This window comes from Peribacillus sp. NPDC060253 (genome assembly GCF_042727425.1).
Classification (GTDB): Bacteria; Bacillota; Bacilli; order Bacillales; family DSM-1321; genus Peribacillus.
Map to the genome: position 1 here is coordinate 35386 of NZ_JBHXAS010000028.1, position 12879 is coordinate 48264.

The 12879-nt window shown below is 41.6% G+C and carries 11 protein-coding genes and 1 other annotated feature; all 11 genes read right to left on the minus strand.

All coding sequences use genetic code 11. The annotated features are described in order from the left end of the window. On the minus strand, positions 1–651 hold the full coding sequence (gene cysE / locus ACFWE9_RS10100; protein WP_230161742.1) for a serine O-acetyltransferase: 651 nt from the start codon (positions 649–651) through the stop codon (positions 1–3). 83 nt (positions 652–734) lie between these two features. Beyond that, positions 735–982: a binding site (T-box leader), on the minus strand. Positions 983–1024: 42 nt separating this feature from the next. After that, on the minus strand, positions 1025–2482 hold the full coding sequence (gene gltX, locus ACFWE9_RS10105; protein ID WP_377356620.1) for a glutamate--tRNA ligase: 1458 nt from the start codon (positions 2480–2482) through the stop codon (positions 1025–1027). 90 nt (positions 2483–2572) lie between these two features. Next, the gene (gene ispF, locus ACFWE9_RS10110) at positions 2573–3052 is read right to left on the minus strand and encodes a 2-C-methyl-D-erythritol 2,4-cyclodiphosphate synthase (protein WP_230161746.1); all 480 of its coding nucleotides are present in this window, start codon (positions 3050–3052) and stop codon (positions 2573–2575) included. Between the two features lie 14 nt (positions 3053–3066). Beyond that, positions 3067–3753, minus strand: a complete 687-nt coding sequence (gene ispD, locus ACFWE9_RS10115) for a 2-C-methyl-D-erythritol 4-phosphate cytidylyltransferase (protein ID WP_230161748.1) — start codon at positions 3751–3753, stop codon at positions 3067–3069. A 36-nt stretch (positions 3754–3789) separates the two neighbouring features. Further along, positions 3790–4887 (minus strand): PIN/TRAM domain-containing protein, encoded by a 1098-nt coding sequence (locus ACFWE9_RS10120; protein ID WP_230161750.1) that lies wholly within the window; start codon positions 4885–4887, stop codon positions 3790–3792. A 226-nt stretch (positions 4888–5113) separates the two neighbouring features. After that, positions 5114–6187 (minus strand): DNA integrity scanning diadenylate cyclase DisA, encoded by a 1074-nt coding sequence (gene disA / locus ACFWE9_RS10125; protein ID WP_230161752.1) that lies wholly within the window; start codon positions 6185–6187, stop codon positions 5114–5116. 2 nt (positions 6188–6189) lie between these two features. Beyond that, positions 6190–7578, minus strand: a complete 1389-nt coding sequence (gene radA / locus ACFWE9_RS10130; RefSeq protein WP_230161754.1) for a DNA repair protein RadA — start codon at positions 7576–7578, stop codon at positions 6190–6192. A 198-nt stretch (positions 7579–7776) separates the two neighbouring features. After that, positions 7777–10218 carry an ATP-dependent protease ATP-binding subunit ClpC gene (clpC, locus tag ACFWE9_RS10135; RefSeq protein WP_377356623.1) on the minus strand — a complete coding sequence of 814 codons (2442 nt, stop codon included), beginning with the start codon at positions 10216–10218 and terminating at the stop codon, positions 7777–7779. Positions 10219–10339: 121 nt separating this feature from the next. Beyond that, a complete protein-coding gene (gene mcsB, locus ACFWE9_RS10140; protein ID WP_230161758.1) occupies positions 10340–11416 on the minus strand; it encodes a protein-arginine kinase McsB in 1077 nt (358 codons plus the stop codon). Then, on the minus strand, positions 11413–11964 hold the full coding sequence (gene mcsA, locus ACFWE9_RS10145) for a protein-arginine kinase activator protein McsA (protein WP_230161759.1): 552 nt from the start codon (positions 11962–11964) through the stop codon (positions 11413–11415). Before mcsA ends, mcsB begins: the two co-directional genes overlap by 4 nt. Before the next feature lie 21 nt (positions 11965–11985). Continuing rightward, a complete protein-coding gene (locus tag ACFWE9_RS10150; RefSeq protein WP_230161761.1) occupies positions 11986–12447 on the minus strand; it encodes a CtsR family transcriptional regulator in 462 nt (153 codons plus the stop codon). Positions 12448–12879: the final 432 nt, after the last annotated feature.

A 12879-nucleotide genomic window follows, 5' to 3' on the forward strand; every position in this document is an offset into this window, starting at 1 on the left:
TTATAAACTCCTTTCTTCCTGCTTCTGCTCAGCCAACCTCGTTTTTAAGGCCCTGATTTCACTATCCATTTCCTTTAAACGATCAGCGATTGGATCAGGAAGATCTGAATGATTTAGGTCTTTTTTGATTTTGATACCATCTTGAATGACCACTTTTCCTGGAATGCCCACCACTGTGGAATTAGGTGGCACTTCCTTTAAAACGACCGAGCCTGCACCGATTTTTGAGTTCTCACCAACGGTAATGGAACCCAGAACTTTCGCTCCTGTTGCAATCAACACATTATCCTTTATCGTAGGATGGCGTTTTCCCTTTTCCTTTCCTGTCCCTCCAAGGGTTACACCTTGAAAGACAGAGACATTATCACCAATCTCGCACGTTTCGCCAATGACGATCCCCATTCCATGATCAATGAAGAAACGGCGGCCAATCGTAGCTCCTGGATGTATTTCAATCCCGGTAAAAAAACGACTGACTTGAGATATACTTCTCGCTAAGAAAAAAAACTTCTTCTTAAATAGTGCGTGAGCCATCCTATGACTCCAAATCGCATGTAATCCCGCATACGTCAAAATGACTTCCAAATAACTGCGCGCTGCAGGGTCTTGATCAAAAACCACTTCGATATCCTCTTTAAACATCTTTAACAAGATGATTCCCCCCTATGCTCTGTCTTTTTCTAACACCCCTTTTAAAGCTTTAAAGCATATAAAAAAGCGTCTCTGTCCATATAGACAGAGACGCTTTAAGCGCGGTTCCACTCTGTTTGGGATGTATGAAGCAGGTAAAGCTTTCCCTGTTTTTCCATCCCCAACTTTAATCCCTGTAACGGAGGACATTCCGCCTTTGCCTACTATCGGTTAGTTCAGCAAAGGACTCAAGGGTGCATTTCAGAAAACGAGAGGCTTGAACCACTTTCAGCAGGTTATGGTTCTCTCTAAAAAGCTTCGTTTACTTACTTCTCCCCATCTACGCGTTCTTTTCTAAGATTATTAAATACTATATTACATTTTCGACAAATTGTTAATATAAAATACTCTGAATACGCTGTTTAATTTTTTCCTTGCCCAGTAATGAGATCGCCTTAGGCAAATCAGGACCATGTGTTTGACCCGTGACGGCTGCCCGAATCGGCATGAATAATTTTTTCCCTTTATGGCCTGTGCTTTTTTGTACCGCTTTAATCGACTTCTTGATTTCATCTGATTTAAATTCTTCAAGCCCTTCGATTTCCTGAAGGAAAGCTTTCATGACTTCCGGCACTTGTTCCTCAGCCAGGACTTCCTTCGCTTCTGGTTCGAATTGGACCTCATCCTTGAAAAACAGTTCAGACAGCTCAACAATTTCCGCTCCGTAGCTCATCTGCTCTTGATAAAGGGAAACAAGGCCATGTACCCACTCTGCTTCTTCAGCAGTTAGTGTCTCAGAAACCTTTCCAGCCTTAATTAAGTGAGGCATTGACAATTCGACTGCGCGATCCACGTCCAATTGCTTCAGGTATTGGTTATTCATCCATGTAAGCTTTTGCTTATCGAAAAGTGCAGGCGATTTAGACAATCGATCAGCATCGAAAAGATTAATGAACTCTTCTTTTGTGAAAATCTCTTCCTCTCCGACCGGAGACCAACCTAGTAATGTAATGAAATTGAATAAAGCTTCAGGTAAATAACCAAGCTCTTCATATTGCTCAATGAATTGAATGATTGATTCATCACGTTTACTCAGTTTCTTCCTGCTTTCGTTTACGATCAGCGTCATATGACCGAAAACCGGCGGCTCCCAGCCGAATGCTTCATAAATCATCATTTGCTTTGGAGTATTGGAAATATGGTCGTCCCCACGAAGGACATGGGAAATCTTCATCAGGTGGTCATCGACAGCAACTGCAAAGTTATAAGTTGGGATGCCATCTTTTTTCACGATAACAAAATCACCAAAGCCATCTGTATCAAACGAAACGTCATCCTTAACCATATCTTTGAAAGTAAGGACTTTCCCAGCTGGAACAGCAAAACGAATGCTAGGCTTTCTTCCTTCAGCCACTAGTTTCGCTTGCTCCTCTTCAGTTAAATGCTTGCACTTCCCTGAATATTTTGGTGTTTCATTACGCTCGACCTGTCCTTCACGTTCAGCTTCAAGCTCTTCTTCCGTACAATAGCATTTATAAGCCAAGCCCTTATCTAAAAGCTCTTGATGCAAACCCTGATATAGGTCGTTTCTTTCAGACTGACGATATGGCCCATATTCACCGCCTACATCGACACCTTCATCCCAATCCATACCAAGCCATTTTAAATATTTCAGCTGACTTTCTTCGCCGCCTTCAATATTTCTCTTTTGGTCGGTATCTTCAATACGGATGATGAATTTACCGCCTTTGTTTCGTGCGTATAAGTAATTAAATAAAGCCGTCCGTGCATTTCCTATATGTAAATGTCCAGTCGGACTCGGTGCATAGCGAACTCGAATATCGCTGCTCATGATATATATAGACCTCCCAGTCGTTCTTTTCTATTGTTCATTTTATCATTTATATACATTGGATTAAAGGCATCCACTCTAAAAACGAATTTAGTTTGATTTAACCAATAAGACTACAGCCTGTGCCGCGATTCCTTCGCTTCGTCCTGTAAATCCAAGTTTCTCCGTAGTGGTCGCCTTTACATTGATCCTATCTACCGAGGCATCTAAAAGTTCTGCAATCCTGACTCGCATGTCCTCAATATACGGTGCCATTTTCGGGCTTTGTGCAATGATTGTACAATCTGCATTGCCTAGGGTATATCCCTCTTTTTTTACAATCGCCCAAATATACTGAAGCAGTTTTGCCGAATCGGCATCTTTAAATTCCGGATCCGTATCCGGAAAATGTTTACCGATATCCCCTGCACCAATTGCCCCCAAACAAGCATCGGCAACAGTATGTAAAAGCACATCCGCATCCGAATGACCTAGCAAACCTTTCTCATACGGAATTGTAATTCCGCCAATGATCAATGGTCTTCCCTCTACAAGCTGATGAACGTCATATCCTTGTCCAATTCGAAACATATCATTCTCCCCAATCATCGTTTTCCATGTTGCTTATGTAAAATCGCTTCTGCAAAATAAAGATCTTCCTGAGTCGTAATTTTAATATTATCATAATTGCCCTCAATAATAACTACCTGTTCATTGATCCGTTCTAGCAAACTTGCATCATCCGTCCCCAAAAATGCTTCTGCCTCAGCCATTTCATACGCCCTTTTTAATATGGATAGACGAAAAGCTTGTGGAGTTTGTATCGCCCACAAGCTTGATCGTTCCACCGTTTCCAATACCTTTTTGTCGGTCGCTTTTTTAATCGTATCCTTAACTGGCACTGCGATGACGGCTCCTCCATGTATGGAAGCAGCAGCAGTCAATTCACTGATTTGCCCTTGATTGATAAAAGGGCGAGCTCCGTCGTGGACCAGGATGATTTTTTCTCTTGCACATTGCAAGCCATTATAAACGCTTTGTTGACGCTCCTTGCCACCCATAACGAGTTCCTTGACCTTCTTAAACTCATACATTGCTATCAATTGTTCGAAATAATCCTTTTCTGCCGGGTTAATCGAAAGGATAATCCCCCGACAGTCAGGATCTTCTTCAAAGACACGAAGTGTATAAACAATAATCGGGATGCCCGAAAGTTCAATAAAAAGTTTATTCTTGCCTGCCTTCATTCTTTTCCCTTGTCCAGCTGCAGGTATCACGACTTCATAAAACATAACGGTTTCTCCTACTCTTTATAATGCTTTTTCTATTTATAATGCTTTCTCTAATAGTTTCGGTTTAGCGAATATCATTCTGCCTGCAGAAGTTTGCAGTACACTTGTGACAAGTACATCGATGCGTTTTCCAATATGGTCACGGCCACCCTCGACAACGATCATTGTACCATCGTCTAAATAAGCGATGCCTTGGTTCTGCTCTTTCCCGTCCTTAATGACTTGAACATTCATCTCTTCCCCAGGAAGTACAACAGGTTTAACGGCATTGGCAAGATCATTGATATTAAGCACCGCCACATTTTGAAACTCGCATACTTTGTTTAAATTGAAATCATTTGTAACGACCATTCCGCCCGATATTTTGGCCAGCTTCACTAGTTTACTGTCCACTTCCTGAATGTCGTCAAAATCTCCCTCGTACATCTCCACTTTAATCGGCAGGTCTTTTTGAATTCGATTCAAGATATCCAAACCGCGTCTTCCACGATTCCTTTTTAAAGCATCTGAAGAATCGGCAATGTGCTGAAGTTCGTTTAAAACGAATTGAGGGATAACTATGGTGCCTTCTAGAAAGCCTGTCTGACAAATATCCGCGATTCTTCCGTCAATGATGACGCTTGTATCGAGAATCTTCAGCCGCTTGTCATAACCTTCTTCATCCTCTTCACTTGCTTCACCATCGGAATTTTTTTTCTTATTATTTTTCGTAAATAAATTCAATAGCTCATCACGTTTTTTAAAGCCAACCTGGAAACCAAGATAACCGAATAAAAGCGTAAGGATGATCGGAACCACTGTATTTAAAATAGGAACCCTGATGGCACTGAAGGCGGAGCCAACCAAGAACGCCGCAAGCAATCCCACTAAAAGACCCACGCTTCCAAAGATTATGTCCGTAATTGGTATCTTAACAAGCTGTTCCTCCAGCCACTTCATAAAATAGATCACATGATCTACTGCCCAAAAAGTAATAAGATAAAAGATAATGGCACCCAACAGTACACTTACATAAGGATTGTTTATTAAAGCAATATCATCTGCATGTAATACAATTAATAATTCTGGAATGAGTAACATACCAAGTGTTCCACCGACTATTAAGAAGCATGCTTGTATAATGCGTTTTAACATCCCTTTCACCTCCCTCTACTCATTATTGACCAATAAAAAAAAATGAAACCTTCGAAAATTCGTTTTCATTATATACGTGAAATTCACTTAAGGAATTAGTGGATTTACAAATATGACTTCTTCTCTTTTTCGTAATATTAGCCTAGCACCCTGAGTTTTGAGTGTCAAAAATAAACACTATTCAATTTCACACTGAATTAGGATAATTTTGAAGGACCTTTGCACATTACATCCTTCTATTTGTGACCAGCTGATTTTTTAAAATACGGAGTCCTTCTTTAATTTTATTAGCGCGAACTTCACCAATCCCCTCTACATCGTCAAGATTTTCAACCGTAGCTTTATTGACTTCACTAAAGCTTCCGAACTGTTTCACTAAATTTTCGATGATCAAACCCGGCAAGCGAGGGATTTTATGAAGAATACGATAGCCACGGGGATGTATTGGCTCATCAAGGTGTATGTATCCGTGATAGCCCAGCACCTTTAGAAGTATGCTTTCGTCCAGTTTTTCCTGCATGGCCAACTCTTGAAGCCGAAAAATGATTTCCTCGGGTTTTTCATCATTACTGGAGGTATAATCCTTGATAAGCCATTTCCCCTCCGTTTCAATATCTGCCAGGATTTCATTCATTTGCAAACGGATCAGCCTTCCTTCCGTACCAAGCTCATTAAGGTAGGTCAGTAGCTCCGCCTTGATCCTAAGCACCATTACATATCGATGAAATACCTGCAAAAGGTCGGCATACGTCACGATTTCCTCAAACTCCAGTGCTCCTAATACTGATATGCTCTGCTGTAGAACCACCTTATATTTTTCCAAGGTCTGAATGGCCAGATTAGCCTTAGCAAGTATGACTCCTATATCTTTGAGGGCATACCGGAAATTGCCTTGATATAAAGTGATGACATTCCGTCGTTGTGAGATTGCAATGACCAACGACTTGGTCTCCCTTGCTACACGTTCCGCGGTCCGATGGCGCATTCCCGTTTCAGTGGAAGGTGTACTATTATCCGGCACCAATTGGGCATTGGCGAAAATGATTGTATCGGCTGTTTCATTTAAAATGATCGCTCCGTCCATCTTCGCCAGCTCATACAATGTACTTGGGGTACAGTTACAGTTGATTTGGAAGCCGCCATCCACAATCGTTCGAACCTTCTCGTTATATCCGACCACTATCAAACCGCCCGTATTGGCCCTCAAGACATTTTCAATACCCTCCCGAAGCGGGGTACCCGGAGCAACAATTTGCAATATCTCCAATTTTGTTTTCTCATACCCTTTTTTATCTGTCATACTTAACCCCCTAATGAATGTTGAAGAGCCTCCGAAACCGATGACACACCGACGATCTTAATCCCTTTTGGCGCGGTCCATCCCCCTATATTATTAGCAGGTATTATAACCCGCTCAAACCCTAGTTTTGCTGCTTCCTGCACTCTTTGTTCAATTCGCGACACCCTTCTTACCTCACCAGTCAGCCCCACTTCACCAATGATACAATCGGTAGGGTTTGTTGGCTTATCACGGAAGCTCGAAGCAATGCTGATTGCGACAGCCAGATCAATGGCCGGTTCATCCAGCTTGACACCACCAGCAACCTTTAAATATGCATCTTGATTTTGGAGCAGCAAGCCCACTCTTTTTTCCAAAACTGCCATTAAGAGCGAAACCCGATTATGGTCAATCCCTGTGGCCATTCGCCTTGGATTGCCAAAACTCGTAGGTGAAATCAATGCTTGAATTTCGACTAGCACCGGTCTCGTTCCTTCCATGGATGCAACAACGGTGGAACCTGAAGCTCCTTGCGACCGTTCTTCAAGGAAAATTTCCGATGGATTCGCAACTTCTTCCAAACCATGTTCCTTCATTTCAAAAATACCCATCTCATTCGTCGAACCAAAGCGATTTTTGACCGCACGTATAATTCGATATGTATGGTGTCTTTCTCCTTCAAAATATAAAACGGTATCAACCATATGCTCAAGCAGCCGTGGCCCAGCAATCGCGCCTTCCTTTGTAACGTGGCCGACGATAAAGATCGCAACCCCATTCGTTTTGGCAATGCGCATGAGCGAGGCTGTGCATTCCCGAACTTGCGAAACACTTCCTGGCGCAGATGTAACCTCCGAATGGTACACCGTTTGAATGGAATCAATAATGACCAAATCTGGTTTTACCTCTGTGATCGCCTGTTGGATATAGTCCATATCCGTTTCCGCATACACGAATAAGTTTTCTGACATGGTCCCCAGCCGGTCCGCTCTCAATTTAGTTTGCTTGACTGATTCTTCCCCTGATATATAAAGCACTTTTTTCTGTTTATGTGCCAATTGGGAAGATACTTGCAAAAGCAGGGTGGATTTACCGATACCCGGATCGCCTCCAATCAATACAAGTGATCCTTGCACAATCCCTCCCCCAAGAGCACGATTCAATTCCATTAAATCCGTCTTGATCCGGGGTTCCTTTTCAGATTGAATGGTAGTTATAGGTGCAGCCTTCTCTCGTTCTCCGGAACCTCTAACCTCTGAATGTGTAAAAGCACCTTTTCTAGCAGGTTTAACGATTTCAGTTTCCTCGACCATCTTGTTCCATTCACCGCACCCTGGGCATTTCCCCATCCATTTAGCGGACTCATATCCACAAGACTGACACATAAATTTGGTTTTCTTCTTTACAGCCATAATTACTCCTCTTTCTTTGAAAAAAATACCTATATTAAGGATATTAGATCTTTGTTTTATTTAAACCTTCTAAAGGCTAAGTTTTTTTAAAAAAATAATCACTGTACCATTTCTCTTATATACTCAACTCTACCTATGGATAAAAAACAGAGGTACACTGCAAAAAGATCTGCGTGTACCTCGGAGTTTAGAAACAGGTTATTCACTTACGTTAACAGGCTCGCCTTGGCGGATTGCAAACTCATTATTCACAACATCCATCACGACCGTTTGCCCTTTTTTCACGTTACCCTTAAGCAATTCTTCGGAGAGATAATCTTCCACATGTTTTTGAAGCGCCCTGCGGATTGGTCGTGCCCCATATTCAGGATCAAAACCTTCCGTAGCAATTTTTTCTCTAGCCGCATCTGTCAGCTCCAAGTATATTTCCTGTTCTTTCAGGCGGGTAGTCAGTTGATTGGACATTAATGTAACGATTTGTTTTAAATGATCCTTCTCTAATGAGTGGAACACAATCGTTTCATCAATACGATTGAGGAATTCCGGACGGAATGCACGTTTAAGTTCTTCCATCACTTTCCCTTTCATATTTTTGTAGTCCTGACCAGTATCCTGGATATTAAAGCCAACATATTTATCAATTTTTAAGGCTGATGCCCCTACATTCGATGTCATAATCAGAATGGTATTCCTGAAATCTACAGTACGCCCCTTGGAATCTGTAAGTCTTCCGTCCTCCAATACTTGCAGAAGAATATTGAAGACATCTGGATGTGCCTTTTCAATTTCATCAAGCAGAACGACCGAATATGGTTTCCTCCGCACTTTTTCCGTTAACTGTCCGCCTTCTTCGTATCCAACATATCCTGGAGGGGAACCAACAAGACGTGAAGTCGAATGCTTCTCCATATATTCGGACATATCAATACGGATCATAGCATCTTCATCACCAAAGATGGATTCAGCCAAAGCACGGGCAAGCTCGGTTTTACCAACCCCTGTAGGCCCCAAGAAGATGAAAGAACCAATTGGACGTTTAGGATCCTTCAAGCCTGCTCTTGCACGTCGTACTGCTTTAGAAACCGCAATGACAGCCTCTTCTTGCCCAATTACTCGATCGTGGAGAATGGATTCCATATTAAGCAGTTTATCGGACTCTGTTTGCGCCAGTTTAGTGACTGGAACTCCCGTCCAGCTGGACACGACATGTGCAATATCATCCACAGTAACTTCACTGTTCTCTTGCCCTTGTTTTTCTTTCCAAGTCTTTTTCGTTTCTTCCAATTGTTCTCTTAAGCGTTGTTCAGTATCGCGAAGCGAAGCAGCCTTTTCAAATTCCTGGCTCTGAACGGAGGCATCCTTTTCCTTACGAACATCATCTAGCTTCACTTCAAGTTCCTTTAGGTTTGGTGGCGTTGTGTAAGAACGTAACCGAACTTTTGATCCAGCTTCATCAATCAAATCAATGGCTTTATCCGGTAAAAACCGATCGGAAATGTAACGATCAGATAACTTGACTGCTGCATCAATCGCTTCGTCCGTAATTGATACTCTGTGATGGGCTTCATAACGGTCGCGTAAACCCTTCAAAATTTGAATCGATTCTTTCATTGTCGGTTCATCAACTTGGATTGGCTGGAAACGGCGTTCAAGCGCGGCATCTTTTTCTATATACTTACGATACTCATCCAAAGTCGTTGCACCGATACATTGTAATTCACCACGTGCCAATGATGGTTTAAGGATATTGGAAGCATCGATGGCACCCTCTGCACCACCAGCACCAATCAATGTGTGCAATTCATCGATGAATAGGATAATGTTGCCTGCCTGACGAATTTCGTCCATTACTTTCTTCAATCGGTCCTCAAATTCACCCCGGTATTTCGTACCAGCCACAACAGTACCCATATCAAGTGTCATTACGCGTTTATCACGCAGGATTTCAGGTACCTCATTATTGATGATCTGTTGGGCAAGACCTTCAGCGATGGCTGTTTTACCTACCCCAGGTTCACCAATTAATACTGGGTTATTCTTTGTACGACGGCTTAATACCTCTATGACACGCTGTATTTCCTTACCTCTTCCGATTACTGGATCCAGGCTTCCTTCCCGAGCGATCGCCGTTAAGTCACGGGCAAGGCCATCGAGTGTTGGCGTGCTTGCATTGGAGGCTGCTGAACCTTGATGACCACCTGATTCATTGCTGCCCAAAAGCTGTAATACTTGTTGACGAGCTTTATTCAAGCTTACTCCCAGATTATTCAATACGCGGGCGGCTACACCTTCCCCTTCTCGTATCAAACCTAGTAGTACATGCTCTGTTCCAACATATGAATGACCTAATTTTCTAGCCTCATCCATGGAAAGCTCAATTACTTTCTTGGCTCTTGGAGTATAATGTATCGTTTGAGCTGTATCCTGTCCACGGCCGATCAAATTTTCTACTTCTTTCTGTATTTTATCCGGCCCCAACCCAAGAGCAAATAACGCTTTGGCTGCAATGCCGTCACCTTCCCGGACCAAGCCTAGTAAAATATGTTCCGTGCCGATATTATTATGTCCTAAACGGATTGCCTCTTCTTGGGCTAATGCTAATACTTTCTGGGCTCTTTCAGTAAAACGACCAAACATCATAGGGAATTCCTCCTTAAGAATTTTCGTTTTGAATTAGGTTTCTGACAATTCTATAAGTAATGGCAGGGTCTTGCTTCACATCTATTACTTGAATATAGGTACTCCTCCGAGGTAATGACCTCTATGAGGAGGAAGATTCCGTGAAATTCAAGCGTTCTCGAATGAGTGCTGCTCTACGGATATCTCTTTCGTGGGATTTTAAAGGGCCACCTGCGTACTTTTGTAAAAATCCCGATTGTGTCAAAATCATCAACTCATTAAGAATGCTTTTGGAAATATTTTTTATATACCCAAGATCAATACCTAACCTAACATCGGAAATACAGGTAGCTGCTTCCTTTGTCTCAATGATTCGAGCATTGGACAATATCCCATATGAACGAAATATTCTATCTTCTAATTGTATGTGAGAGGTCCTCACTAATGCACCCCTTGCAGACCGTTCCTGGGCAATGATTTGTTGCACTACACTTGTTAGATCTTCAACAATATCTCTTTCCGACTTTCCAAGAGTAATTTGATTCGAGATTTGAAAGATATTCCCTAACGCTTGACTGCCCTCTCCATAAATCCCTCGTACCACCAGCCCCAATTGATTGATGGCCGGTATGATATTATTCATCTGCTGTGTAAGGACCAGGCCCGGCAGATGCATCATGACGGACGCCCTTAAACCTGTTCCCACATTAGTTGGACAGCTAGTTAGGTATCCTCTTTCTTCATCATATGCATAGTCTATGGATTCTTCAATCCAATCGTCAAGAACATTTGCAATCTTTAAAGTTTCCTTTAATTGCAGCCCCGACATTAAACACTGAATACGGAGATGATCCTCCTCGTTAATCATGATACTAATTTCTTCATTTTCCGAAAGAAGACAAGCACTCTTTGCTGTTTCCTCAACTAAGTGAGGACTGATTAAATGTTTTTCAACGAGAACACGTTTTTCCAGTGGCTGTAATTGGTCAATCTCTAGCAGTTCCAGTTTACCAATCTCCGGAGTTACTTCCTCTTCAATTCTTTTTTTAACCAATTCAATGATTTTTTTAGCTTCATCATTAGAAAAGGAGGTTGGAAAGGTAAAGTCTTCGAAGTTCCTGGCCAACCGAATCCTGGAACTCAATACAATATCGATCTCCGGCCCTTCGGCACTCATCCAGGAACTCAAGGCGTTTTCTACAAACTTTTCCAAGCTCATAATTCCTCGCCTCCCTCTAGTGCTTCATACCTTTTTTCAAGAGAACGAATCTTATCCCTTACCTCTGCCGCTTTCTCGAACTCTTCTTGATTAATGTGAATCTTTAAAACCTCTTTTAAATCCAATATTTGTTTTCTAAGATATATCGTGCCACCAATCCTTTTTGGAATTTTCCCTATATGTGCCGTATTGCCGCTATGCACCCTCTTTAAAATCGGGTTTAACTGTTCATTGAACGTTTTATAACATTCGGCACAACCAAACTTTCCAATGTGGACAAATTCTTTATAGGATCGATGACAATGCGGGCAACGCCTCTCTTCTGTTTTAGGAAATGCATTTGCCTTTGTCTGTTGAATATTCGACTCCATATTCAACAATCCTGCTAATAAATTATTTATTGAAAAACCATGCCCTCCTGCATCCATGAAAATCTCACCTTTTTCCTGAGCACATTTCTCACAAATCATGACTTCAGTCTTTTTTCCATTAATGATTTTCGTGAAGTGTAGGGTAGCAGGTCTTTGATGACATTCCTGGCAAATCATCGTTCATCACCTCTGCCCGTTTCATTTATATTTTAAAGTCGTAAGCATCGCAGTTAAAATTCTTGCTCTAAGCTCATCGCGGTCAGGCAGGTCGATATAAATCACCGATCTATCAATGACGCTCATCATAATTTTTGCTTCTCTCTCATTAATGACTTCCTCATTCATAAGCCGGGTAATCACCCCTTCAGCCATGGATTGAGTTACCCTAGTACCAATAAGCGATAATAATTGGTTAATAAGATGCACGTAATCCTGCGACTCCACTTTCATGATGCGTATATACCCGCCGCCGCCGCGCTTACTCTCTACAACGTAACCTCTCTCGATTGTAAACCTTGTATTGATTACGTAATTGATTTGAGAAGGAACACACTGAAATTTATCTGCTATTTCACTTCTTTTAATCTCTAAGATATCTTTTTGACTTATTTCCAGTACTTGCTTCAAATAAGTTTCGATAACATCAGATATGTTTCTCACTCAGCCTCCTCCAATCTGACTTTGACTATATTTGACTATTATTATACAATGAAAAATGCATTTTGCAACTTAAACGCACTTTCTTTCTGTATTATCCATTTTCTCCAAATTATATGTAGTTACATACCCCATTGAACATGAAAGTTAAAATATCTTACTTAAATACCCTAAACAAGTCATTATAAAACCTGAATGTTTCGCTACTTAAGCTTTCTCTCCTCAAAAAATTTGCTTATTTCATCACTACCTGCTTATTCATTTCTCATATTATTTCAACCTAAACAAAAAAGACCAGCTCCTATGCTGACCTTTAAATCAAAATATCTATTTTCAAATCAAAAAAGACCAGCCGGATGGCTGATCTTTAAAATGGCTTGGCGGCGTCCTACTCTCACAGGGGGAAACCCCCAACTACCATCGGCGCTGAAGAGC